A 25,392-nucleotide genomic window follows, 5' to 3' on the forward strand; every position below is an offset into this window, starting at 1 on the left:
GCGACGACGGGGCCGGCCGCTGTGCGAGGCGGAGTCCGGACAGCGGCTCGAATGAACCGCGGCCCTTAGGGTCGGTACATGGCACGACCGCAACGCATTGTCCTCGTCCGGCACGGGGAGTCCGAGGGCAACGCCGACGACACGGTGTACGAGCGTGAGCCGGACCACGCATTGAGGCTCACCGCGACAGGTCTCCGGCAGGCCAGGGAGACCGGTGCGCGGCTGCGCGAACAGTTCGACGGCGAGCGCGTCAGCGTGTACGTCTCGCCCTATCGCCGCACGCACGAGACGTTCAGATCCCTCGGGCTCGACCTGGAGCGGGTACGGGTGAGGGAGGAGCCGAGACTGCGGGAACAGGACTGGGGAAACTGGCAGGACCGGGACGACGTGAGGCTGCAGAAGGCCTACCGGGACGCGTACGGGCACTTCTTCTACCGCTTCGCACAGGGAGAGTCCGGGGCCGACGTGTACGACCGGGTCGGGGCTTTCCTGGAGAGCCTGCACCGGAGCTTCGAAGCCCCCGATCACCCGCCGAACGTTCTGCTGGTCACGCACGGGCTGACCATGCGTTTGTTCTGCATGCGCTGGTTCCACTGGTCGGTGGCCGAGTTCGAGTCCCTGTCCAATCCGGGCAACGGAGAGACCCGGACGCTGATACTCGGGGAGGACGGGCGCTACACCCTTGACCGGCCGTTCGAGCGCTGGCGGACCCCTGAGCCGTACGGCATCACCGGATAGAGTGGAGGTGCGATGACAACCGCCGATTCCGCCTCCGCCTCCCATTCCGCTTCCGCTTCTGCTTCCGACCGACGTTTCGCACGCGCCCTGGCCAGTCTGCGCGGACTGGCTGTGGGGGACGCACTGGGTTCCCAGTTCTTCGTGCCCGCCAACTATCCGTTGCTGAAGCAGCGCGGCCTGCCGGCCGGCCCCTGGCAGTGGACGGACGACACCGAGATGGCCGCGTCGGTGCTGGCCGTGCTGGCAGGGCACGGGCGTATCGACCAGGACGCGCTCGCCCGGTCCTTCGCCGAGCACCATGACTTCGACCGGGGATACGGCCCTGCCGTGAACCGGCTGCTCAGGCTGGTACGGGAAGGCGGTGACTGGCGGGAGCTGGCGTCAGCGCTGTTCAACGGCCAGGGCTCCTGGGGCAACGGCTCCGCGATGCGCATCGCGCCGCTCGGCGCCTGGTACGCGGACGACCCGGAGCAGGCCACGCACCAGGCCGAGATCTCCTCGTACGTCACGCACCAGCATCGTGAGGCGGTCGTGGGCGCGATGGCCGTCGCGGCGGCTGCCTCGCTGGCGGCGGCACCCGCGGGACCACCCACCGCGGCAGATCTTCTCGACGGCGTGATCGCGCTGGTGCCGCGCAGTGCCGTCGGCGCGGGGCTGCGCCGGGCACGCGACATGCTCGACTACGACGATGCCGGGACGGTTGCGGCGGTCCTCGGCAACGGTCGGCGCACCAGCGCTCACGACACCGTTCCGTTCACCCTCTGGTCCGCGGCGCGGAGCCTGCAGGACTTCGAGCAGGCTTTCTGGGTGACGGCTCAGGCGGGAGGCGACGTCGACACGACGTGCGCGATCGTCGGCGGGATCGTCGCGGCGGGCGCGGCGGGCACGCCGCCCGCCGCCTGGGCGGCACAGATGGAGGAACTGCCGGACTGGCTCCCGCGGTAGGGCGAAGGCGGGGCAGCACGACGGCGCGGTGGGACGAAGCGTGCGGTGGGACGAAGCGTGCGGTGGGGCAAAGCGTGCGGTGGGGCAAAGGCCGGGACGGGGCGGAGGCGGGGCACGGTCGCCCGCGACCCGGTGGGTCAGCCGGGCACCCAACTGTCACGGTACTGCCACAGCCCCTCCTCACACGGTTGGAAACCGTATGGGGCAGTTACTCTTTCGGCCACGCCGCCCTCGAAGATCATTCTGATGGGCGTGTGCCGAAATGAGACGCCGGTGTACCCCGCACCGCCCCTGAGGCGATGCGTGCGGACTCCGGTGGGGGAGGGGTCCCATGTCCGATCACACGTCAGAAACGCCCCGGCCGAAAGCAGCCCCCGGGCCGGCGGATCCCGGTCAGGCTCCCGGGCCGACCGCAACGGCGAAGGCTCCGCCGGAGCCCGGCGGAGCGGCCCCAGAGCCGCCGCAGTTGCCGGCGTACGCGCAACGGGGCGGGGCGCAGCAGTCGCCCAACCCCTGGCAGCCGGCCAGGACCCAGCCTCCCGCGCTGTCGCGCCTGCGTGTGGCCAAGCCCGTCGGCGTACAGAACGCGACGCTCTGGTCCATCCTCGCCACCGCTGTGCTGAGCGCCCTGCTGCTGGGTGACGGCCTGGGCCTGAACCTGCTGATCGTCGCGATCCCCGCAGCGCTCGCCGCCTTCTTCGCCGCACGGGCGGCCGGTCGCCGCCTCCGTCCCTGGACAGCCTTCTGGGCCGTGGGTGGGCTGGCACTTCTCTCCGTCCCGGCCCTCCGGGACGCCGGATGGCCCACCTTCCTCGCCGTTGTATCGGCCGTCGCGCTGGGCTCGCTGGCCCTGCACGGCAGTCGCGGCTGGCTCGGAGTGTTCCTCGGCTCACTGGGCCTGTTCAGCTCCATCGCCGAGGGGCTGGCCTGGGGCGGGCGAGGCGTGCGCGAGCGCATGGCCGGCTCCCGCGGCCGGTTGGGCACGGCACTCCGCACCAGCGCGGTGGCGGTCGTCCTGCTCATCGTGTTCGGGACGCTCTTCGCCAGCGCCGACGCCGCCTTCGCGGATGTGCTCGGGAGCCTGATCCCCGATGTGTCACTGAGCGGCAGCCCCTGGCGGCTGTTCCTCTTCGTGGTGGGCCTGGTCGGCGCGCTCGCCGCCGCGTACACCGCGGCAGCCCCGGTGCGCTGGGACGGCATCACCGTTCGTCCGGGCAAGGGCCGTGGGCGGTTGGAATGGGCCCTGCCGCTCATCGTGCTGAATCTGCTCTTCGCCGTCTTCATCGCCATCCAGCTCACTGTGCTGCTGGGCGGATACGACAAGGTGATGGCGGAGACCGATCTCAACTACTCCGAGTACGCCCGGCAGGGCTTCTGGCAACTGCTCTGGGCCACGCTCCTCACGCTCCTGGTGATCGCGCTCGCCCTGCGCTGGGCCCCCCGCGGACGGGGGAGCGACCGCACCCTCGTCCGGAGCGTGCTCGGCGTGCTCTGCCTGCTCACCCTCATCGTCGTGGTGTCCGCGCTGCGGCGCATGGACCTGTACGTCGATGCGTACGGTCTGACGAGGTTGCGCATATCCGTGGCCGCGGTGGAACTCTGGCTGGGCGTGGTCATCGTCCTGATCATGGCGGCAGGGGCGTTCGGCGCCCGACTGCTGCCGCGCGCCGTCGCCGCGAGCGCAGCCGTCGCCGTGCTCGCGTTCGGACTGGTCTCGCCCGACGGGCTGATCGCGGAGCAGAACGTCCAGCGGTACCGCGACGACCACTCGATCGACATCGACTATCTGCGGGGCCTGTCCGCCGACGCCGTACCGGCACTCGACACCCTTCCCGAGCCACTGCGCTCCTGCGCCCTCAGGGACATCGAACGGTCGCTGCGGGACTCCGAGGAACCCTGGTACGCCACCAGCTGGGGAGAGGCACGGGCCCGGGACATCCTGGGGAAGCACGGTTCGAACGAACTGGCGCAGACCTGCGACGCTTCGCGCAGGAGTGGCGGAGACGGCCAGCGCGGCGAAGACGACCCGTACGACCCCTACGATCCGTACTGACGCGAGTCGAGCCGCCCGGGCACAAGGCCGAGCCGCCCGGGCACAAGGCCGAGCCGCCCGGGCACAAGGCCGAGCCGCCCGGGCACAAGGCCGAGCCGCCCGGGCACAAGGCCGAGCCGCCGTGGTGCGGCAGGCGGCACGTCCGGCGGCTGTCGGCACCACGGCCCGCACTTCACGCATGTGATGCACGCTGCTGAGTTCCTCCAGTCAGTGACCCACGGCGACGTTCTCGCAGCGCAGATTCGCAGCGCAGATTCGCAGGGCCGAGGGGACACTTCGCGGACACCGTCGTGCCCGAGCGGTTCTTCATACCTCTGCACCGCAGCAAGTTGATCACCAGAACCGCGACCGTGACGCAACCCGGTTCCGCGGCGCCACATCCAGCCCCGTCAGCTGTCGGGTGCCCCGGGGTGTTGTCCGCGCACCCACCGGCGTACGCTGACAGGCGCCATGCCGTACGAACCACCCACGCACACCGTCGAGCGCTCACTGCGCGCCACAACCGGTGCCAGGACCGTCGCCGGAGTCGACGAGGTCGGACGCGGAGCGTGGGCGGGGCCGGTCACTGTGTGTGCGGCCGTCACCGGACTTCGCAGACCTCCCGCCGGACTCACCGACTCCAAGCTGATCAGCCCCAAGCGCCGTGCCGAGCTGGCTCCGTTGCTTGAGCGCTGGGTCACCGCGTTCGGCCTCGGGGATGCCTCTCCGCAGGAGATCGACGACCTGGGCATGACGGCAGCACTCCGCCTCGCCGCCGTGCGCGCCCTCGAAGCCCTGCCGGTGAGGCCCGACGCGGTGATACTCGACGGCAAGCACGACTACCTGGGACCGCCCTGGCAGGTCCGCACAGTGATCAAGGGCGACCAGTCCTGTATCGCGGTCGCGGCTGCCTCGGTGATCGCGAAGGTCCGACGGGACACGATGATGGCCGAACTGGGCGGGGGTTCCGGCGAGTACGCCGCCTTCGCCTTCGAGGCCAATGCGGGTTACCCGTCGCCTGTGCACAGGGCAGCACTGGAGGAGTGGGGCCCCACCCCCCACCACCGCCTCTCGTGGTCCTATCTCGACGCGCTGCCCAGGTGGCAGCACCTCAAGAAGGTCCGCTTCTCCGCCGAGGCGGCTGCACTGGAAAGCGGGGGCCAACTCGGCTTCGACTTCTGATCGCGCACATGCGCCCACCCGCTGATGCCGTGTGTATCGGCGTTTGATAGACAACCACCCATGCCTCTCATACCCGAGGAGTCTCAGATTCACGAGAGCGCCCAGGGTCCTCGCGTCACTCCGGCCGCAGGCCGCACCGCGTCGACCCCCCGTCCCGTACCCGGCCCGCGTTCAGCGGCCGTGCCGCGCCCCGGTCGTCCGGGACCTGGCCCCGCGAGGCCCGCGCCCCCGGCGCAGCGCCCGCACTCCACCTCCGGTCAGCCGAAGTCGGCCCGGCCGGAGAATCGTTCCGCACCGCAGATCCAGCTGATCCCCGCATCGGCCGCCGGCGCGCTCGACGCCGCCGACGAAGCGGTGGACCTGCTGCTCGACTCCGGACGCGCACCGGGCGACATCCTGGTGCTCTCCACCGGTGATCAGCACCCGTGGGCCGCGCACGAGCTCTCGTTCGGCGAGGCTGCCTACTGGGCGCAGCACGAGGCAGGCGACGACGTCTTCTTCGCCGGTGCCGCAGCCATCGGCCGGGTGAAGCCCCGCCCCGTGGTGATCGTCGCCGTCAACGGCGACGGCGGTGACGCCGTGGACGGCGCGCTGACCGGTGCGCGGGATCGCGCCGGTTCCCTGCTGATCGTGTGCGGAGATCCGCAGCGGATCGACGCGGTGCTCGGCGTCGGCGTCTGAGCCGTCGGGCGCATGGCCGGGCGACCCGGCTGTCCGACGGGGCAGCCGGGCCCGCAGACCGGGCGTCAGCGGGCCACGGTCCGTTGCAGTGCCTGAGCCGCACCGCCGCCGGTGCGCAGCGGGACCGGATCGTGGTCGAGCGAGGTGTCGACGAGAGCGGACGGCTGTGATGTGGAGTTGGGCCGACGCCCGCCCCGGCCCTCACCCAGCACATGCCAGCCGCCACTGGTCAGCGTGATGTACGCGCCGCACCGAAGGCCGTGCAAGGTGCAGGCGTCGCGCAGGCCCCACATCCACGCTCCGTCCTCCTCCGTCCAACGCTCATCGCCCGCGCGGCAGTAGAGCAGTACTGCCGTGCGGACGGGGGTGCGGCGGCGCAGGTCGTGCGGGATGACCCGACGCAGATGCGCCAGCAGGGCGTTGCGGAACTCCCAGCCGTCCGCCGTCGTGGCGCGGCGGGTGAACGAGGCGCTGGCCCTGAGGCGTTCCTCATGGTCGAGCACGGCGACGACAGCGGTCGCGGGGGTCGGGCGGTGCCGCGCGTGCAGGCCGCTGACAACCTCGCGGGGGCTGCGCAGCAACGGTATGCCCGCTGCGGCCCACTCGGCCGGTTCGAGCATTCTGGCAAGGTGGTTGGCGGAATCGGCGGATCCCGACATCGAAGTGGCCGCAGACGGAGCGAATCCGAAGGTCACGATCCTCCCTTCGCATACGCGCCCACCATGGGGGCAGGGTCGGGTGAGGGCGCACCGCGACACAGCCCTTCCGGGCCGCGAAAGGACCGTGCGGGGAGCGAGTCCAATTCTTCCTGGCCTATCGGCAGGCGGCAACGAGCAATTGGCGCAGCTGACGGAAATCAGCCGGAATGACTCTGATATCCCTGCCCACTCCGCGCCCGAATGACGCCACCCGTCACGCCTGAACGGCGAGGACCAGCGGAAACACCCTGTGCGCCCCGCCCGGCGCAGTGGTTGTGCGGCCACGGCCGGCGTCCGTCCGGTGCGTACGCAGGCGGGCAGGTCGGCCGGCACCGTCCGCAGCCGTCGGTAGTTCCCGCCTGAGGTCTCGGCCTCGGCCGGAGACGCAGTGCGCTCCGTCGACCACGAGCGGTCCGCCGGCGGCGACGTGTCGCGGCAGGGCCCGATCACGGCATGCGGGATCGTTGAGCCGCTCGGGACCACCGGACGGGTAAGGCATCCCGATTCCAGCCGGAGTGGGGGTCTTGACCTGCGCAAACGTGTCGATCGAGGACAGTCGTGGCCGCGCGCTCCGCTCTGGGCGTCCTCGATCGGCGCGTGTTCGGAACCGTTCGTGAGTTGGTTGTCACGTGCGGTGAATTGGTCGATTGTCCTTGCCATCGGGTTGCATGGGGGCATGGACAACCTGGAGCTGCGCACTGAAGCCGATGCCGTCCTCGCCGAGCTCGTCGGTGACCCGAGCGGCTCGGCGCGGCTGCGGGAGGACCAGTGGCAGGCGGTGGCGGCTCTGGTGGAGGAGCGTCGGCGGGCACTGGTGGTGCAGCGCACGGGCTGGGGCAAGTCTGCGGTGTACTTCGTCGCCACTGCTCTGCTGCGCCGACGTGGCTCGGGGCCGACGGTGATCGTTTCGCCGTTGCTGGCGCTGATGCGTAACCAGGTCGAGTCGGCGGCGCGGGCCGGTATCCGGGCGCGCACCATCAACTCGGCCAATCCGGAGGAGTGGGACACCATTTACGGGGAGGTTGAGCGCGGCGAGACCGATGTTCTCCTCGTAAGTCCGGAACGCCTCAATTCTGTGGATTTTCGCGATCAGGTGCTGCCCGAGCTGGCAGCCACGACCGGTCTGCTCGTGGTCGACGAGGCGCACTGCATCTCCGACTGGGGGCATGACTTCCGCCCCGACTACCGCAGGCTGCGGGCGATGCTGGCGGAGCTTCCTGCCGGTGTGCCGGTGCTGGCCACGACCGCGACGGCGAACGCCCGCGTGACGGCGGATGTGGCCGAGCAATTGGGTACCGGTGCCGGCGAGGCGCTGGTGCTGCGCGGGCCGCTGGAGAGGGAGAGCCTGCGGCTGGGTGTGGTCGAGCTGCCGGACGCCGCGCACCGGCTGGCCTGGCTGGCTGAGCACCTGGACGAGCTGGCGGGCTCCGGGATCATCTACACCCTCACGGTTGCCGCGGCCGAGGAGGCCACCGCCTTCCTGCGACAGCGCGGCTTTCGGGTGGCCTCCTACACGGGGCGTACGGAGAACGCGGACCGCCTGCAGGCCGAGGAGGACCTGCTCGCGAACCGGGTCAAGGCGCTGGTCGCGACGTCGGCGCTGGGGATGGGTTTCGACAAGCCGGATTTGGGTTTCGTGCTCCACCTCGGTTCGCCGTCCTCGCCGATCGCCTACTACCAGCAGGTGGGGCGTGCCGGCCGCGGGGTCGAGCACGCCGATGTCCTGCTGCTGCCGGGCAAGGAGGACGAGGCGATCTGGCGCTACTTCGCCGATACCGCATTCCCGCCCGAGGCGCAGGTTCGACAGACCCTCTCGGCTCTCGCCGACGCGGGACGGCCGCTGTCCGTTCCCGCGCTGGAGGCGGTGGTGGATCTTCGGCGCACCCGTCTGGAGAGCATGCTCAAGGTCCTCGACGTGGACGGGGCTGTCAGACGGGTGAAGGGCGGCTGGACCTCCACCGGCCAGCAGTGGATCTACGACTCGGAGCGGTACGCCTGGGTCGCCCGCCAGAGGTCCGCCGAGCAACAGGCCATGCGCGACTACGTGAGCACCTCCCAATGCCGGATGGAGTTCCTGCGCCGGCAGCTGGACGACGAGGGGGCGGCACCATGCGGCCGTTGCGACAACTGCGCGGGCGACTGGGCCGATTCCTCTGTCTCGGCGGAGACGCTGACAGGAGCAGCGAAGGAACTGGACCGCCCGGGCGTGGAGTTCGAGCCGCGACGGATGTGGCCCACGGGAATGCCCGCGCTGGGCATCGACCTCAAGGGGCGTATCCCGATCAAGGAACAGTGCTCCACCGGGCGTGCCCTGGGCCGGCTTTCGGACATCGGCTGGGGCAACCGGCTGCGCCCGCTGCTGGCCGAGAGCGCGCCCGACGGGCCGGTCCCCGACGATGTTCTCCGGGCCGCTGTGGCGGTCCTCGCCGACTGGGCGCGCTCTCCGGGTGGCTGGGCGCCGAATATCCCGGACGCCTCTGCCCGGCCGGTGGGCGTCGTCGCAGTGCCGTCCCTGAACCGCCCGCAATTGGTCGGCTCCCTCGCCCAGGGAATCGCGGCCGTCGGCCGCCTTCCCTTCCTGGGCACCCTGACGTACACCGGGCCGAGCGGCGCACACGCGGCGCGCCGCAGCAATTCCGCCCAACGCCTCAGGGAGCTGTCCGGCGCTTTCACCGTCCCTGAGGAACTGGCCGGCGCCCTGGCCCGTACCCCGGGCCCCGTCCTGCTCGTGGACGACCGCACCGACTCCGGCTGGACCCTCGCAGTCGCTGCCCGGCTGCTCCGGCAGGCAGGCAGTGAACAGGTTCTCCCCTTGGTCCTTGCTGCGGCAGGTTGAGATGTTCGCGCACATGCTGCTGACGCCGGCTCGCCGAGGGGCACTGCGGCGGGCGAGAGCTTCACGGCGCACCCTTCCGGGCGCGGTACCGGTAAGGAGTCGGTCGAGGTCCTGAGCTCTGGGCGGTCTGTTTCGGTCATGCCTCCATGCAACCGGATGGCCACGGCCAAGCGCGAACGGCTCCGCGACCCTGTGGACAAAGTTATCCACAGGGGTCGCGGAATGTGGCCTCCCGCGGGACGGTCGTGCCATGAACCAGCACCACGAATCCACCGGTCCGGTCGACGAGCAGCAGATCACCCTGCGAGGCCCTGCCGAACTCGCCGACGCCCTCCCGTATCTCATGGGTTTCCACCCGAACGACAGCGTGGTCATGGTCGCCCTGCACGGTGGCCGGGGGCGCTTCGGCGGACGGCTCAGGCTCGGCCTCCCGCAGTCACCTCAGGAATGGCCGCCCGTCGCCGAGCAGCTTGCCGAGTGCCTGATCAAGGGGAGCGAACGGCGTGGGGAGCGTCCTGACGCGATCGTCGTCTTCCTCTGCCAGGATCCGGCCGAAGGCGAGAGCGGCAACCAGATCATGGAGCGGCTGAGGCCCCTTGCCCAGCGGCTGCGTACGGCCTGCGGTGGTCTCGACGTACCCGTGCTCGAAGCACTCTGCATCTCTGACGGCCGGTACTGGTCGTATTGCTGCCCGGACGACCGCTGCTGCCCGGCCGAAGGCAACCAGTTGGCCATGCCCGGGACCTCGGTGATGGCGGCCGCCGCCGCATACGCGGGCATTCACGTACGCGGAACGCTTCGGGAGATGGAGGCCGGGCTCGCGCCTCTGAAGACGTCGGCGGCTGCGGAGCAGCAGAGGGCACTCGACTCCGCCGGGGCCGAGCTGGTGCCACGCATCCTCGACGAGGAGGGGCGCAAGGACGTGGCCCGTGACACCTTGGGGCTGGCCCGAAGGCTCATGCGACGCCTCGGGGAAGCGCCGGTGACGGCACCCTCCGCGTCGGACCTCGACGACGACCGGCTGATCACCCATGACGAGGCCGCTGCGCTGATCCTCGGCCTGCAGGACCGGGACACCCGTGACAGGGCCGCGGAATGGATGGAAGGCCCCGAGGCCCACTGTGCTCTGCGACTCTGGCGGGCGCTGTCCCGCCGCTGCGTGGCACCGTACGAAGAGCATGCCGCGGCGCCGCTGACCCTGGCAGGGTGGGTCTCCTGGTCGACGGGCGACGAACCGGCCGCACGGGTCGCGTTGGGGCTCGCCCTGCGGGCGGACCCCGAGTACACCTTCGCTCAACTCCTCCATGAGGCGTGCAACCAAGGTCTTGATCCGGAGACATTGCGCCGTTGTCTCCGAGGCGAGCGCAGTGCACGGACGGGCCGTCGCGATCACTGTGCGGACCGGGGCACGAGGCCCCGCACGGCTCGCCCGGCCGCTGCACGGCGCAGGAAGGCTTCGTCCGGCTCCGGTCGTCCCCGGACAGCTGATGTCCGGCGCCGGTCGGGGACGGCTGATGTCCGACGCCGGTCGGGGCAGCCATCCCCTCGTCGTCGCGGGTCCGGAGGCGGTCGGTGACCGCCGCGCCTGGTCGCTCCGGCTGGACAGTGATTCTCGCCTGACCGGGCCGGCGTCGGTGTCGGCGGGCATCAACGGGCCGTGCCGAGGCCGCGGAGGCGGGACGGAACGACGTTGCGGCGGTGCGGGGCGTGGGCCGGTGGCGCACCGTGCGACACGGGCCTGATGGGTGCACCGCCCACCGTGGCGAGTCCGGTACAGACGCGCTGATCGGTCGTGGTTCTCGACCGCATTGCCGTCGGAAAGCCAGGCAGTGACCGACCGGAGATGCGCGCTCGGTGGTCTCCAGGGCGTCGACGGGCAGCGCCCGGGGTTTCCGGCAGTTCCCGGAGGTTCGCGGGTGATCGAGCGGCTCTGGGCCCAACGAGGGGACCGGAGTTGTGGCGGACGACGAGCACGGCGAAGGGAGTGTTTATCGTCAGGGAGACGACTATGATCACCGCATGCCGCCCTACGACCCGTCGAGCTTTCCGCCCTTCGCTGTCACCGTCGACCTGGTCGTGCTCACGGTGCGCCGTCATGCGCTCTGCGCGCTGGTGGTACGACGCGGTGAGCCACCGTTCCAGGGTCGATGGGCGCTGCCCGGCGGCTTCGTCAAAGCCGATGAGGATCTCGGGGCCGCGGCGGCGCGCGAGCTCGTCGAGGAGACCGGCCTGTGCGCCCAGGATCCGGCAGCCCCGGCAGTTGGCAACGGCGCCCATCTCGAACAGCTCGCCACCTACGGCGACCCCGGCCGTGACCCTCGGATGAGGGTCGTCAGCGTCGCTCACCTCGCGCTGGCCCCCGATCTTCCGGCTCCTCGGGCGGGTGGCGACGCGAACAGCGCGCGCTGGGCACCCGTCGAGGATCTGCTCGGACCGGAGGGCGGCTTCGGCCATGAGGGCGAAAGCCAGGCCCCGCTCGCCTTCGACCACGCGCGGATCCTTGCCGATGGCGTCGAACGGGCTCGTTCCAAGATCGAATACTCCTCCCTGGCGACCGCTTTCTGCCCGCCCACGTTCACGGTCGGTGAGCTGCGGAGGGTGTACGAGGCGGTATGGGGCGTGGTTCTCGACCCGCGGAACTTTCATCGCAAGGTGACAGGTACGCCCGGTTTCCTGGTGCCTGCCGGGGGGACGACCACGCGGCAGGGCGGGCGCCCCGCCCAGCTCTTCCGGGCCGGTTCGGCCACGGTGCTCAACCCGCCGATGCTGAGGCCGGACGTCTGACCCCGCGGGACACCCGCAAGGTCGGTGATGCACAAAAAGTCAGATATGTCGCGTTATCTTGCTGCGGTACTCACCGGGCCGCCGAGCGGTCCCACCTTCCGCGAGAGAAGCGATGCTCCAGGTCATCGGACTCACCAGTGCTCCCCGCCGTGGCCTTCCGGCCGCAGTGGACGGTCTCACCTTCGAAGCCCCGCCCGGCTGCGTCACGGCGCTCCTGGGTGCTCCCGGCTCGGGCAAGACCGCGGCCCTTCGCCTGATGCTCGAACTCGACCCGGGGCGGGGGACCGCCTACTTCGGGGGCAGACCACTGCACCGCATCCCGCGCCCCGCACGCGAGGTGGGTGTACTCCTCGGGGACGTGCCCGGTCATCCCGCCCGCACCGTCCGAAGTCAGCTGCGCATGCTCTGCGCCGCCGCCGGGGTGCCCGCGTCCCGGGCCGACGAACTGCTCGAAGTGGTCGGCCTCGCCGGACTCCGGGATCAGCGCGTCGGCACGCTCTCGCTCGGCATGGACCGACTGCTCGCCCTTTCCGCGGCGCTGCTCGGTGACCCGCACACGCTGGTCCTCGACGACCCCGCGGCAGGTCTCTCTCCGGGAGAGGCGTGCCGGGTGCACGGTCTGCTGCAAGCCCATGCCGCGAAGGGCGGGACAGTTCTGTTCACCACGGCCGACCCCAAGGAAGCCGCGCGGGCTGCCGACCGTGTGGTCACCGTCGCCGACGGACGTCTCGTCGCCGATCAGAGTGCCGAAGAGTTCTCGCGGACTCGTCTCCGCCCCCGGGTCGAGGTCCGTACCCCCCACGCGGCCCGCCTCGCCGCGATCGTCGGCCGAGAGGCCCGAGCCGCCAGGCGTTCGGTCGAGGTGGTTGCCGAAGAGGGCGGTCGCCTTTCTGTGTACGGCTCCAACTGCGCGGAGATCGGTGACACGGCATTTCGGCACGGGCTCCCGGTGCACCGACTCGCGGACGAGGTCGGCGACATCGGCCCCGCGGATTCCGCGGGCCCCGTTGCCGGCGAGGGCGAGGGCGAGGGCGAGGGCGAGGGCGAGGAGCGGACCGAACCGCGCACGACCGAGCGGGCGTCCGGTTCGCAACCGCCGCCGATTCGCCGCCGCCCGCCCCGTAGCCCGCTCCACCCGCTGCGATACGAACTGCGCCGGTTCTTCGGTGTCGGAACGTCAACCTTGATCACAGCTGTTGTGCTGGTTGTCTCGGTCGGACTCTCCGTCCTCCTCGCTCGCTCCGGCCATGCGCAGTTGCCGAAGGTGTTGGCGGCCTGGCCGTCGCTGCTGCCGCTACCGCCCGCGGCGGTGGGGGCCGGACTGCTCGGAGCCCTCTCGTTCGGCGAGGAATTCCGCTACCCCGCGCTCGCGTCCGGCAGCGACACCGTCCCGCGCCGTCTGGGCCTGCTTCTCGCCAAACTGGTGGTGTCGGCGGGTGCGGCCCTTGTTCTCGCCCTGGGTGTCGTGCTGGCCTCCGCCGAAGTCCTTCGAGTGGTGTACGGCGACGACGTGATCAAAGTTCAATCGAACTCGCTCCATCTGGGCGCGAGTTGGGCTGCGTTGGTCGTGGGCTGCGCCTGGGCGGGCCTCCTGGCCGCCGGTGTGTTCAGAGTGGCCACGGCCGGGGTCGTCGCGGTGCTCGCCGTTCCTGTGCTCGTTGTCCCGATGGTCCGGAGCCTGCTGGCGGTGCCGGGCTCGCGTCCGGTCGCGGGGCTTCCGGCCGGGCTTCGCGAGTGGGTGTGGCCGCGCTGGCCGGAGACGACGGACCGATGGGTGGCGGCTGCTGTCCGCGTGGTGGCACACCCTGTGGGGACCGCGCTGTCTTTGTCGCTTTCGGTCCTGATCTGCGCGTATCTGTTCACCAGCCTTCGCGGCAGGGTCCGTTGGTGATCGCAGGACGGCGACGGCTGGCGGCGGGTCTCTCAACTTCCTTGAAAATGTCTGTTTTATACCAGTAAGGCGTCAATTGGGGGGTGGGTGACGATCACCCTTTCGTGTGCTTTTCACCAAAGACCTCAAGCGGCGGCTGGGCCGCGCCGACAAAGGATGCGTGAGTACCCTTGCGCACACCATGATGACCGCCGCCCGCTCCGCCGATTCCGGCCTCGCCGGCCCGGGTGAACTCGACCGCTACCCGTACGCGGAGGCGCCGGCCGGCGAGCGTGCCGCTCTTCGATCCTGGGAGGGTTCCGATCCCGAGCTCGGTCGCGGGAGCCGGCGGGGCTCGGCCAGCCGGGGCCGCGGCCTCCACGGTCAACTCGTTCAGCAGCTGGGTCAGATGATCGTCTCCGGCGACCTGGGCGCCGACCGCCCGCTCGTGCCGGAAGAGATCGGTCAGCGATTCGAGGTCTCCCGCACCGTCGTACGCGAATCGTTGCGTGTCCTTGAGGCCAAAGGCCTGGTCAGCGCCCGGCCCAATGTGGGCACCCGGGTCCGCCCCGTCAGTGACTGGAATCTGCTGGATCCCGACATCATCGAATGGCGTGCCTTCGGCCCGCAGCGCGAGGACCAGCGTCGTGAGCTGGGGGAGCTCCGCTGGACGATCGAGCCGCTCGCTGCCCGTCTCGCCGCAGGACATGGCCGTGAGGACATTCAGCAGCGCCTGGCTGACATGGTCGAGATCATGGGACACGCGCTCGGGCAGGGCGACAGTCTGACCTGTTCCCGGGCTGACGCGGAATTCCACTCCCTCCTCATCCAGGCGGCGGGCAACCGCATGCTGGAGCACCTCTCCGGCATCGTCTCCGCGGCCCTGCACGTCTCGGGCGGTCCCGTCACAGGCTGCGACCGGCCCGGCGAGGCGTCCCTCGGTCACCACGCCCGGATCGTCGACGCCCTCGCGTCGGGCGACTCGGCGGGCGCCGAGGCCGCCATGCGTCAACTGCTCGTCGTTCACCCCGAGGTGGAGCGGGTGGTACCCGCGCCCCGCGAGCACTGAGCACAGCGCGGCCAGGGTGTACGAACCGCGTGTCGCCGGGCCCCGACGGTCCGGCGGCACAATTGTGGGGGGATGACACCTCCGGTCACGTTCGTCGCAAATGAGGTGTGACTCGGGCCACGCGGATTGGGCGTAACACTCCTCGAAACAGTGCGATGACTTAAGAGGTGACCGCCGCGGAAGGAATACAGCAGCCATTGAGTGCGCTGTGGACTTCTGAGGCGAAACCCGCGCCGTCGGTACATTCCCGGCCCGGCGGTCGTCGGTCCAGCCCTGTCCAGGGCCGGGCCGGAAGCCGTTTCCATCGTTCCGAGAGGTTGTTCGTGTCGGCCAGCACATCCCGTACGCTCCCGCCGGAGATCGCCGAGTCTGAGTCTGTGATGGCGCTCATCGAGCGGGGAAAGGCTGATGGGCAGATCGCCGGCGATGACGTGCGTCGGGCCTTCGAGGCTGACCAGATTCCGCCAACCCAGTGGAAGAATGTTCTGCGCAGCCTCAACCAGATCCTCGAGGAAGAGGGTGTGACGCTGATGGTCAGTGCCGCGGAGCCGTCCAAACGTGCCCGCAAGAGCGTCGCAGCAAAGAGCCCGGTCAAGCGCACCGCCACCAAGACTGTCGCGGCCAAGACGACCGTGACCAGGACTGTCGCGGCCACTGCCGCCCCGTCGGCAGAGACCGTGGACGTGGTGGCCGACGACGCTGCCGCGGCCGGACCTGCGAAGAAGACCGCTGCCAAGAAGACAGCGGCCAAGAAGACGGCCGTGAAGAAGACGGCTGCCAAGAAGACAGCGACGAAGAAGTCCGGAAAGCAGGACGACGAGCTCCTCGACGGCGACGAGGCGGCCGAGGAAGTAAAGGCCGGCAAGGGTGAGGAAGAGGAGGGCGAGGGCGAGAACAAGGGCTTCGTCCTCTCCGATGACGACGAGGACGACGCACCTGCACAACAGGTCGCCGTCGCCGGCGCCACCGCCGACCCGGTCAAGGACTACCTGAAGCAGATCGGCAAGGTTCCCCTCCTCAACGCCGAGCAGGAGGTCGAGCTCGCCAAGCGGATCGAGGCCGGTCTGTTCGCCGAGGACAAGCTGGCGAACTCCGACAAGCTCGCGCCGAAGCTCAAGCGCGAGCTGGAGATCATCGCCGAGGACGGTCGCCGGGCCAAGAACCACCTGCTGGAGGCCAACCTCCGTCTCGTGGTCTCGCTGGCCAAGCGCTACACCGGACGCGGCATGCTCTTCCTGGACCTCATCCAGGAAGGCAACCTCGGTCTGATCCGCGCGGTCGAGAAGTTCGACTACACCAAGGGCTACAAGTTCTCCACGTACGCCACCTGGTGGATCCGTCAGGCGATCACCCGCGCCATGGCCGACCAGGCCCGCACCATCCGCATCCCGGTGCACATGGTCGAGGTCATCAACAAGCTCGCCCGTGTGCAGCGCCAGATGCTTCAGGACCTGGGCCGCGAGCCCACGCCGGAGGAGCTGGCCAAGGAACTCGACATGACCCCCGAGAAGGTCATCGAGGTCCAGAAGTACGGACGTGAGCCGATCTCCCTCCACACCCCGCTGGGTGAGGACGGGGACAGTGAGTTCGGTGACTTGATCGAGGACTCCGAGGCGGTCGTCCCGGCCGACGCCGTCAGCTTCACGCTCCTCCAGGAGCAGCTGCACTCGGTGCTCGACACGCTCTCCGAGCGCGAGGCCGGCGTGGTCTCGATGCGCTTCGGCCTCACCGATGGACAGCCGAAGACACTGGATGAGATCGGCAAGGTCTACGGCGTGACGCGCGAGCGCATCCGTCAGATCGAGTCGAAGACCATGTCGAAGCTGCGTCACCCCTCGCGTTCGCAGGTGCTGCGCGACTATCTCGACTAGTCCGTGACCGGCAGTGACTGCCCCGTGAGGTGCGTCGTCCGGTGCGTGTGATCGCAGGGCGGCCGGAAGTGCTTGTAGCGGAGCTACCAGTGGTTCCGGCCGACGCGGCGGGCGTGCGTGCTGGGTGGCGCGACGGGGCGGACAGCGCCGGGAGGGGTACTGGGTCGCAGGACTCAACGGCCGAGGGCCCGGATCCCGTGGAGGATCCGGGCCCTCGGCCTATCTGCGGGTGCGGTCGGCGACAGGTGGGATGACTCTGGGTGGGAACGGTTCACCACGGAGTCAGGAGTACGTATGTCCCGTCCCGCCCTCCGCGCCATGGCAGGTGTGTTCGCCCTGGTTGCCGCCGCCGCTGTGATACCGCTTGGATCCGCCGCTCCGGCTGCTGCGGACATCGTCATCGGTGGGCAGCCCGCACACGTCAAGGACAGTCCCTGGGTGGTGGCACTGTCCAGTCGCGACCGGTTCGGAGACGAGCGCGCCGGACAGTTCTGCGGTGGTGTGGTGGTGGCGCCGAAGAAGGTGCTGACCGCTGCGCACTGCCTCAGCCGGGAGGCGCTCGGTGTCGATGTCGGCAAGTTGCGTGATCTGCGGGTCATCTCCGGCCGGGACGCCCTGCGCGGGACCGGGGGACGGGAGACACCGGTGCAGGCGGCATGGAGCAATCCGGGGTTCGATCCCAGGACCAACGCGGGAGACCTGGCGGTACTCACCCTGGCTGACGCGCTGTCCGCGAAAGAGGTGATCCCGATGGCTGAATCCGGTGACCAGGCGTACACACCGGGTACCGGCGCGGTCGTCTACGGGTGGGGTGACACGACAGGAGACAGGGACTACGCATCGTCGCTCCGCTCCGCCGAGGTGAGCGTTCTGCCGGACAGTCTGTGCCGCCAGGCCTACCCGGGCGGCAGAGACGGTGCGTACGACGCCTCAGCGATGCTCTGCGCGGGCGAACTGCTGGGCGGGCGCGACGCATGCCAGGGCGACAGCGGAGGCCCGCTGGTGGCCCGTGGGCGGCTCATCGGGCTGGTCTCCTGGGGGGACGGCTGCGGACATGCCGGAAGCCCCGGCGTGTACACGCGCATCTCCGCCGCGATCGGCTGGATGCCGGCCGGCGGCTGACCGACATCACCGCGCAGGTACGAGAACGGGCGGCTTCCGCTTCCGGAAGCCGCCCGCCGTCAGGTATGGGACCTGACCCTGGCTCGTCGTGGATGCGAGGTGTCAGTGTTCCTCATCGGCGGCCTGGGCCTGTACGGCGGTCAGCCGGTCCGTCTCATCCTGTATTTCCGCGGCGATCTTCTTGAGTTCCGGCTCGAACTTCCGACCGTGGTGGGCACAGAAGAGCAGTTCACCGCCGCTGATCAGGACGACGCGCAGATATGCCTGGGCGCCGCAGCGGTCACAGCGGTCTGCTGCGGTCAGCGGGCTCGCGGGGGTCAGAACAGTAGTCACGTCGCCTCTTCTCTAGCTCGACGAGCTGTCGTACCAGGGTCAACATCCAACCAGGCCGAAAACGTTCCCGCTCGTGGCTTTTCTTTGAAACTTCTTCTCAAGATGGCTGTCTGTTGCCGGTTGGCGGCGAATGTGCCGTATTGCGTAGCGCTACGGTTTCGCGTTGCTTGTCTTGGTGGATCCTCCCGGCCGGCTTGCCGGTTTGTTCATGAGGACGTGCCCGGAGCCTAAATGGTTCATGCCTGGAAGGGAACGTGATGTGCGCGTCACTCCTGCGACGGATCGAACGTGTATGCGAGGCTGGACTAGTGTGAGGGTTGTCGGAGGGTGGTGTGACAACCGCTCTACCAGGCCTCGGTACCCTCTCAGCGGCGACCTAAGCCAAGGCCGTTACCCCACAGGCCCCCAAATGAAATTCAGCGAGGAGCGAACCGCGTGACCGCCGATACGTCCGTGCCGTCCACTGCGCTGCTGACCGGAGCAGACCGAGACGGTTCCAACTACACCGCGCGGCACCTGCTCGTACTCGAAGGGCTCGAAGCGGTTCGCAAGCGCCCCGGGATGTACATCGGGTCCACCGACAGCCGCGGCCTCATGCACTGCCTCTGGGAGATCATCGACAACTCCGTCGACGAGGCTCTGGGCGGCTACTGCGACCACATCGAGGTCATCCTCCACGACGACCAGTCCGTGGAGGTCCGGGACAACGGGCGGGGCATCCCCGTCGACGTCGAACCGAAGACGGGGCTGTCCGGCGTCGAGGTCGTGATGACCAAACTGCACGCCGGCGGGAAGTTCGGCGGCGGCTCGTACGCCGCTTCCGGCGGTCTGCACGGCGTCGGCGCCTCCGTGGTCAACGCGCTCTCCGCCCGGCTCGACGTCGAGGTCGACCGCAGCAGTGCGACCCACTCGATCAGCTTCCGGCGCGGAGTCCCCGGGATCTTCACAGAACAGGGGCCGGACAGCCCCTTCGACCCCGCCAACGGGTTGCTCAAGGGCAAGCGGGTGCCGAAGACGCGCACCGGTACCAGGGTGCGCTACTGGGCGGACCGGCAGATCTTCCTCAAGGAAGCCAAGCTCGACCTGGAGACGCTTTACCAGAGGGCGCGGCAGACGGCCTTCCTCGTCCCCGGCCTCACGATCGTCGTCCGTGACGAACGCGGTCTCGACGGCGGCGGCAAGACCGAGGAGACCTTCCGCTTCGACGGCGGCATCAGCGAATTCTGCGAGTACCTCGCCCAGGACAAGGCAGTCTGTGACGTCGTGCGCCTGACCGGTCACGGCACGTTCAAGGAGACCGTGCCGGTCCTGGACGAGCGCGGACACATGACGGCGACCGAGGTCACCCGTGAACTCGCCGTCGATATCGCCCTGCGCTGGGGCACCGGATACGACACCACCGTCAAGTCCTTCGTCAACATCATCGCCACCCCCAAGGGCGGCACACACGTGACCGGGTTCGAACGCTCCGTGACCAAGACGGTCAATGAGGCGCTGCGTTCCGCCAAGCTGCTCCGCGTCGCCGAGGACGACATCGTCAAGGACGACGCACTGGAGGGCCTCACCGCGGTCGTCACCGTACGGCTGGCGGAGCCGCAGTTCGAGGGCCAGACCAAGGAGGTGCTCGGCACCTCGGCGGCGAACCGGATCGTCGCCAACGTCGTGGCCAAGGAACTCAAGGCGTTCCTGACCTCGACGAAGCGCGACGCCAAGGCCCAGGCCCGCGCGGTGCTGGACAAGGCGGTGGCGGCCGCGCGCACGCGTATCGCGGCCCGCCAGCACAAGGACGCGCAACGCCGCAAGACAGCGCTGGAATCCTCCTCGCTGCCGGCGAAGCTCGCGGACTGCCGCAGCGACGACGTGGAGCGCAGCGAGCTCTTCATCGTCGAGGGCGACTCCGCGCTCGGCACGGCCAAGCTGGCCCGGAACAGCGAGTTCCAGGCGCTGCTGCCGATCCGCGGCAAGATCCTCAACGTCCAGAAGGCATCCGTCTCGGACATGCTGAAGAACGCCGAGTGCGGGGCGATCATCCAGGTCATAGGAGCCGGGTCGGGGCGGACTTTCGACATCGACGCCGCCCGCTACGGAAAGATCGTTCTGCTCGTTGACGCCGACGTCGACGGCGCGCACATCCGCATTCTGCTGCTGACGCTGTTCCAGCGCTACATGCGGCCCATGGTCGAGGCAGGGCGGGTCTTCGCCGCGGTGCCCCCGCTGCACCGGATCGAGCTGGTCCAGCCCAAGAAGGGGCAGGACAAGTACATCTACACGTACTCCGACGGCGAGCTGCGCCAGCGGCTGCTGGAGCTGCAGCGGAAGAACATCCGGTACAAGGACTCGATCCAGCGGTACAAGGGTCTGGGCGAGATGGACGCCGACCAGCTGGCCGAGACCACAATGGACCCCCGGTACCGCACCCTGCGGCGGATCAACATCGGCGACCTGGAAGCGGCGGAGCAGGTCTTCGATCTGCTGATGGGCAATGAGGTGGCGCCGCGCAAGGAGTTCATCACCAGCTCGGCCGCCACCCTGGACCGCTCGCGCATCGACGCCTGAGCGACGCCGTCTCCACCCCCGGGTGGAGACGGCGGCTCCACCCGGGATCAACCCCTGAGCCGATCTCCTGACCCGGCCGTTTCCGTAGCGTCGAAGACGTTCGATCTTCCCGCGTCATCGGAGGCACCCATGTCCGCGCTCGTCAACGTCCTGGTGATCGCCGTCGTCGTCGCGGTTGTCGTGGTCCGCCAGTGCTCGGCGCGGCGGGTCTCCGACGACAGACGCTGGTGGATCCTGCCGGGCATCCTGCTCGTCGTGTCGCTGCGCGAGCCCGGGCTGGTGGATCCGCAGCACGAGGCGATGTCCGTGGCGTTCCTGGGCGCAGAGCTGGCGGTGGGACTGGCGACAGGCGTCGGCTGGGGCTGGACCTGCAGACTGTGGAGCGAGGCGGACGCCTCGCTGTGGAGCAAGGGCACCCAGGCCACCGCCTGCGTCTGGGCAGGGGGGCTGGCGCTGCGTGCGGCCCTCTACGGGGCTGCCGCGCTGCTGGGCATACACCAGGGCAGCGCCGCGCTGCTGTCGGCTCTCGCGGTGACGTTGGCGGTGCGCGGCGGTGTGCTGATGTGGCGGGCCGGGCAGATGCGTCCGGCGTACGGTGGTTCTGCCGATGCGATGGCGTCGCAGCCGGCGTGGAAGGACCGCGTGTGACGCGCATGATCTGGACGAGCTGGCCGTCCAGGGAAGCCCTCGAACGGGCGAGCCGCACCCGTTCACGGGCGGCGATCGGCTGGTTCGTCAGGCTGGGGCTGCTCACCGCCCTGCTGTGGGGCACACTCACCGGTGGCCGGTTCGGCCCGTGGGAGGTCGTGCTCGGGCTGCTGGGCGTGCTCGGCTGTGCGGTTGCCGCGTGGGCGTTCTTCCGGACCAGCCTGGAACACCGGCTGTGGCCGTCGCTGGGACTCCTGGCGTTGCTCATGGTGGCGGCCCTCGGGGCACAGCAGGCCGGGGCGGATGTGCCCGCAGCGATCCTGTGGTGCGGTTGCGCGATCGTGGCGCTGGAGAGACTGCCGCTCGTGGCGGGCCTCCCGGCCACGGCAGCCGCACTCGGCGCGTACGCCGCCGTCAACACCGACGGCTGGCTGAACACGGCCATGACCACAGCGGGCCTCTGCCTGGCGGGCTACGTGCTCAGACTGGATGCCGAGGCCCGCGGCAGCACCCGGAGGCTCCTCGCACAGGAGCGCGCGGCCCGCGCCGCGGAGGCCGAGACGGCTGCCCTGGACGAGCGGGCCAGGATCGCCCGGGAGATCCACGATGTGCTCGCCCACAGTCTCTCGGCGCAGTTGGTGCATCTGGAGGCGGCGCGGCTGCTGATCGAGCGGGAACCCGCGGGGGAGTTCCGGGATCACGTACTGGAGCGGGTGGTGGCGGCGCGCTCCATGGCACGTGAGGGGCTTGCGGAGACCCGACAGGCTCTTTCCGCGCTCCGTGGGGAGGTGTCCCCGGTGGAGGAGTTCCTGCGGCAGCTGGTGGTGGAGGAGCCCGCTGAGGTCCATGTCACGGGGGCGCGGCGGACGCTGACCGCCGAGGCATCTCAGACGGTCCGGCGGGTGGCGCAGGAGGCTCTGACCAACGTGCGCAAGCACGCGCCGGGTGCCAGGGTCCGCGTACGGCTGGAGTACCTGCCGGACGAAATCGCCCTGGAGGTGACGGATTCGGGTGGACGGAGAGGCGAAGGAGAGCTCGCCGTCAGTGGGTCCGGATACGGTCTGATGGGGATGAGGGAGCGGGCCGAGCTGATGGGCGGGTCGCTGGAGGCCGGCCCCGGCGAGGAGGGTTTCGTGGTGAGTCTGCGGGTGCCCGCGTGAACGCGCGGGTGGTGGTCGCCGACGACCAGGCGGTGGTGCGCGAAGGAATCGTGATGCTGCTGGGGCTGCTGCCCGGAATCGAGGTGGTCGGGTCGGCGAAGGACGGTGAGGAGGCTGTCGCGCTCGTGGCCGAGCTGGCTCCCGACGTCGTTCTGATGGATCTGCGGATGCCCCGTTGCGACGGAGCGGAGGCAACACGACGGATCCGCAAGGACCATCCGGGAACCCAGGTGGTGGTGCTCACGACCTTCGCCGATGACGACTCGCTCTTTCCCGCGCTTCAGGCAGGGGCCCGGGGCTACCTCACGAAGGACGCCGGGGGCGAGGAGATCGTGCGGGCCGTCCAGGCGGTGCTGTCGGGTGAGGCCGGACTCGCGCCCTCCGTGCAGCGCCGTCTGCTGGAGCGGGTGACGGGGCAGGCCCCGTTGCCGGTCCCGGCGTCCGAACCGCGGCTGCCCGACGGCCTGACACCGCGTGAGCTGGAAGTGCTCGTCCTGATCGCGGAGGGGCTGTCCAATCTGGAGATCGCCCGGCGGCTGCATATTTCACAGGCCACGGTGAAGAGCCACATCAACAACCTCTTCGCCAAGGCCGGAGTGCGTGACCGGGCACAGGCCGTTCGCTATGCGTACATTCGGGGACTCGCACAGCCGCCCGGGTCAACCTTCACCTGAAGAGGTGAAGACCGGTGAATGAATGCCCTGGATCTTCCTGATCTGCCCATTCTTGGTAAGCGGCCGAAGTGGTCCGTGGAGAAGGGGAATTGTTCGGTGGAGAAGGAAGCAGGGCGCGAGGCCGCAGCGGTGCGACTCGACGACCCGTGGGACGACACGCTGCCCTCCGGATGGGGCGAGTTGGACGGGACGGGTGGCTTCGCTCCCGACGGACCGCCCGGGCCGGCCGACCCGCGCAGCGGCCACAGTGCGGCCGACATCTATCGGGAGGTGCAGCGCAGCGAGGCCTTCCAGGAAGTGCGCCGGCGGTACCGGCGGTTCGTCATCCCCGCCACCCTCGCCTTCTTCGCCTGGTATCTCGCCTACGTCGTCGCGGCGATCACCGCGCCCGGGCTGATGGCCCGTCCGGTGGCCGGCGCGGTCAATGTCGCGATGGTCGCGGGGCTCGGACAGTTCCTCACGACGTTCCTTCTCACCGGGGCCTACGCACGCCACGCACGGCTGCGCAGGGACCGGGCCGCGCTCGATCTGCGCTGGGAGACACAGGAGATGACGCGGGGGATCGGACGTTGAACGGGAACCACCAGACCCTGGCGCTGCTGCTGTTCAGCGTCTTCATCGCAGTGACGCTCGCCATCACCACCTGGGTGAGTCGCAACCGGCACGGCTCGGCTGAGGAGTTCTACGCGGGCGGTCGACTGTTCTCCCCCATGGAGAACGGTTTCGCCATCGCCGGTGACTACATGTCGGCCGCATCCTTCCTCGGCATCTCCGGTCTGATCGCGCTCTTCGGCTACGACGGCATGCTCTACTCGGTCGGGTTCCTCGTCGCCTGGCTCGTTGTTCTGTTGCTCGTCGCGGAACTGGTCCGTAACTGTGGCCGGTTCACACTCGCCGACGTGGTTGCGGCGCGGATGGCGCAGCGCCCGGTCCGGATCGCCGCCGGCACCTCGTCCGTCACCGTCTCCGTGCTCTACCTGGTCGCACAGATGGTGGGTGCGGGCAGCCTGGTCGCCCTGCTCCTCGGTGGTACGAGCGGCGCCGCCCGTTCCTGGACCGTCGTCGGTGTCGGGGCGCTCATGGTGATCTACGTGTCGCTCGGCGGGATGCGTGCCACAACCTGGATCCAGATCGTCAAGGCCGTTCTGCTGATGGCGGGGGCGGTCGTGCTCACCGTGCTCGTCCTGGTCCATTTCCACGGCAACTTCAACGCCCTGCTCAACTCCGCGGCCGAACGGAGCGGGCAGGGAGACCGGTTCCTCTCGCCCGGCCTCCGGTACGGCGGATCCTGGACTGCTCGCATCGACTTCATCAGCCTGGGCCTGGCCCTGGTCCTCGGTACGGCGGGGCTGCCGCACATCCTGTCGCGGTTCTACACCGTGCCCACCGCCCGCGCGGCCCGTCGTTCGGTCGTCTGGTCCATCGGGCTCATCGGGAGCTTCTACCTGATGACGATCGCGCTCGGGTTCGGGGCGGCGGCCCTGGTCGGCTCGGACGAGGTGCGGGCGTCGAATCCCGCGGGGAACACAGCGGTTCCGCTGCTGGCGTTGGTCCTCGGCGGCGGTGAGGGATCCGCCGGCGGGACGATTCTGTTCGCCGTGGTGGCCGCCGTCGCCTTCGCCACCATCCTCGCCGTCGTGGCGGGGATCACCCTCGCCTCGTCCGCTTCCGTGGCCCATGATCTCTACGCCTCGCTCAGGCGTGCGCGCTCCAAGCAGTACAGCGAGGTGGCCGTGGCCAGGGTCGCGGCAGCCGGGATCGGGGTGGCCGCCATCGGGCTCGGTCTCCTCGCCCAGGACCTGAATGTGGCGTTCCTGGTGGGACTCGCCTTCGCTGTCGCCGCTTCGGCCAATCTCCCGGTGCTGCTGTACTCCCTGTTCTGGAGGAACTTCACCACCCGGGGAGCCGTCTGGTCGGTTTACGGCGGCCTGATCCCCGCCGTCCTGCTGGTGCTGGTCTCCCCGGTCGTCTCCGGCAGCCCCACCTCGCTCTTCCCCGGCCTCGACTTCCAGCTCTTCCCTCTGGAGAATCCCGGCCTGGTTTCCATTCCGCTGGGCTTCCTGGCGGGCTGGGTCGGCACAGTCACTTCCACCGAGCCGCCCGACGCAGCCAAACACGCCGAGACCGAGGTCCGTGCACTGACCGGGGCAGGAGCGGTGTAGCCGCGCGTCCGCACCCGTACGGCCGGCTCTC

Annotated in this window: 20 protein-coding genes; 18 read left to right on the forward strand and 2 right to left on the reverse strand. The window is 69.6% G+C overall.

What is annotated here, in order from left to right:
* The first annotated feature begins 78 nt into the window (after nucleotides 1-78).
* The 5 genes from ACFVUT_RS27230 (at nucleotide 79) to ACFVUT_RS27250 (ending at nucleotide 5,578) form a co-directional block, all read left to right on the forward strand.
* On the forward strand, nucleotides 79-738 hold the full coding sequence (locus ACFVUT_RS27230; protein WP_389654529.1) for a histidine phosphatase family protein: 660 nt from the start codon (nucleotides 79-81) through the stop codon (nucleotides 736-738).
* A 12-nt stretch (nucleotides 739-750) separates the two neighbouring features.
* A complete protein-coding gene (locus tag ACFVUT_RS27235; RefSeq protein ID WP_389654531.1) occupies nucleotides 751-1,683 on the forward strand; it encodes an ADP-ribosylglycohydrolase family protein in 933 nt (310 codons plus the stop codon).
* 331 nt (nucleotides 1,684-2,014) lie between these two features.
* A complete protein-coding gene (locus tag ACFVUT_RS27240; protein ID WP_389654533.1) occupies nucleotides 2,015-3,736 on the forward strand; it encodes a DUF4153 domain-containing protein in 1,722 nt (573 codons plus the stop codon).
* A gap of 450 nt (nucleotides 3,737-4,186) precedes the next feature.
* A complete protein-coding gene (locus ACFVUT_RS27245) occupies nucleotides 4,187-4,897 on the forward strand; it encodes a ribonuclease HII (protein WP_389654535.1) in 711 nt (236 codons plus the stop codon).
* 60 nt (nucleotides 4,898-4,957) lie between these two features.
* Nucleotides 4,958-5,578 carry a hypothetical protein gene (locus ACFVUT_RS27250; protein WP_389654537.1) on the forward strand — a complete coding sequence of 207 codons (621 nt, stop codon included), beginning with the start codon at nucleotides 4,958-4,960 and terminating at the stop codon, nucleotides 5,576-5,578.
* A 65-nt stretch (nucleotides 5,579-5,643) separates the two neighbouring features.
* Here ACFVUT_RS27250 and ACFVUT_RS27255 read toward each other — a convergent pair whose 3' ends face one another.
* Nucleotides 5,644-6,273 (reverse strand): hypothetical protein, encoded by a 630-nt coding sequence (locus ACFVUT_RS27255; protein ID WP_389654539.1) that lies wholly within the window; start codon nucleotides 6,271-6,273, stop codon nucleotides 5,644-5,646.
* Nucleotides 6,274-6,952: 679 nt separating this feature from the next.
* Between ACFVUT_RS27255 and ACFVUT_RS27260 the strand changes: the two genes are divergently transcribed.
* From ACFVUT_RS27260 to ACFVUT_RS27290, 7 genes are all read left to right on the forward strand, one after another.
* A complete protein-coding gene (locus ACFVUT_RS27260) occupies nucleotides 6,953-9,112 on the forward strand; it encodes a RecQ family ATP-dependent DNA helicase (protein ID WP_389654541.1) in 2,160 nt (719 codons plus the stop codon).
* Nucleotides 9,113-9,362: 250 nt separating this feature from the next.
* Nucleotides 9,363-10,688: a DUF4192 domain-containing protein gene (locus ACFVUT_RS27265; protein ID WP_389654543.1), complete on the forward strand. Its 1,326-nt coding sequence runs from the start codon at nucleotides 9,363-9,365 to the stop codon at nucleotides 10,686-10,688.
* A 443-nt stretch (nucleotides 10,689-11,131) separates the two neighbouring features.
* The gene (locus ACFVUT_RS27270) at nucleotides 11,132-11,896 is read left to right on the forward strand and encodes an NUDIX domain-containing protein (RefSeq protein WP_389654545.1); all 765 of its coding nucleotides are present in this window, start codon (nucleotides 11,132-11,134) and stop codon (nucleotides 11,894-11,896) included.
* A gap of 112 nt (nucleotides 11,897-12,008) precedes the next feature.
* Nucleotides 12,009-13,787: an ATP-binding cassette domain-containing protein gene (locus ACFVUT_RS27275; protein ID WP_389654547.1), complete on the forward strand. Its 1,779-nt coding sequence runs from the start codon at nucleotides 12,009-12,011 to the stop codon at nucleotides 13,785-13,787.
* A 160-nt stretch (nucleotides 13,788-13,947) separates the two neighbouring features.
* Complete coding sequence (locus ACFVUT_RS27280) at nucleotides 13,948-14,835, forward strand: FadR/GntR family transcriptional regulator (RefSeq protein ID WP_389654549.1); 888 nt, start codon at nucleotides 13,948-13,950, stop codon at nucleotides 14,833-14,835.
* 323 nt (nucleotides 14,836-15,158) lie between these two features.
* Nucleotides 15,159-16,706 carry an RNA polymerase sigma factor gene (locus ACFVUT_RS27285; protein WP_389654551.1) on the forward strand — a complete coding sequence of 516 codons (1,548 nt, stop codon included), beginning with the start codon at nucleotides 15,159-15,161 and terminating at the stop codon, nucleotides 16,704-16,706.
* Nucleotides 16,707-17,000: 294 nt separating this feature from the next.
* On the forward strand, nucleotides 17,001-17,828 hold the full coding sequence (locus ACFVUT_RS27290) for a S1 family peptidase (RefSeq protein WP_389654553.1): 828 nt from the start codon (nucleotides 17,001-17,003) through the stop codon (nucleotides 17,826-17,828).
* Nucleotides 17,829-17,930: 102 nt separating this feature from the next.
* On the opposite strand, the gene ACFVUT_RS27295 is transcribed toward ACFVUT_RS27290, so the two are convergent.
* The gene (locus ACFVUT_RS27295) at nucleotides 17,931-18,161 is read right to left on the reverse strand and encodes a hypothetical protein (RefSeq protein WP_389654555.1); all 231 of its coding nucleotides are present in this window, start codon (nucleotides 18,159-18,161) and stop codon (nucleotides 17,931-17,933) included.
* Between the two features lie 435 nt (nucleotides 18,162-18,596).
* On the opposite strand from ACFVUT_RS27295, the gene ACFVUT_RS27300 reads away from it, so the two are divergent.
* From ACFVUT_RS27300 to ACFVUT_RS27325, 6 genes are all read left to right on the forward strand, one after another.
* Nucleotides 18,597-20,717, forward strand: a complete 2,121-nt coding sequence (locus tag ACFVUT_RS27300; RefSeq protein ID WP_389654557.1) for a type IIA DNA topoisomerase subunit B — start codon at nucleotides 18,597-18,599, stop codon at nucleotides 20,715-20,717.
* A gap of 129 nt (nucleotides 20,718-20,846) precedes the next feature.
* Nucleotides 20,847-21,365, forward strand: coding sequence for a DUF1453 domain-containing protein (locus ACFVUT_RS27305; RefSeq protein WP_389654559.1), 519 nt, complete (start codon nucleotides 20,847-20,849; stop codon nucleotides 21,363-21,365).
* A complete protein-coding gene (locus ACFVUT_RS27310) occupies nucleotides 21,362-22,525 on the forward strand; it encodes a sensor histidine kinase (protein WP_389654561.1) in 1,164 nt (387 codons plus the stop codon). The genes ACFVUT_RS27305 and ACFVUT_RS27310 overlap by 4 nt, the downstream gene beginning before the upstream one ends.
* A complete protein-coding gene (locus tag ACFVUT_RS27315) occupies nucleotides 22,522-23,199 on the forward strand; it encodes a response regulator (protein ID WP_389654563.1) in 678 nt (225 codons plus the stop codon). The genes ACFVUT_RS27310 and ACFVUT_RS27315 overlap by 4 nt, the downstream gene beginning before the upstream one ends.
* A 129-nt stretch (nucleotides 23,200-23,328) precedes the next feature.
* Entirely contained in the window at nucleotides 23,329-23,772 is a 444-nt protein-coding gene (locus tag ACFVUT_RS27320; RefSeq protein WP_389654662.1) for a DUF485 domain-containing protein, read from the forward strand.
* Nucleotides 23,769-25,361 carry a cation acetate symporter gene (locus ACFVUT_RS27325; protein WP_389654565.1) on the forward strand — a complete coding sequence of 531 codons (1,593 nt, stop codon included), beginning with the start codon at nucleotides 23,769-23,771 and terminating at the stop codon, nucleotides 25,359-25,361. The genes ACFVUT_RS27320 and ACFVUT_RS27325 overlap by 4 nt, the downstream gene beginning before the upstream one ends.
* Nucleotides 25,362-25,392: the final 31 nt, after the last annotated feature.

This window comes from Streptomyces sp. NPDC058051 (genome assembly GCF_042885475.1).
Classification (GTDB): Bacteria; Actinomycetota; Actinomycetes; order Streptomycetales; family Streptomycetaceae; genus Streptomyces.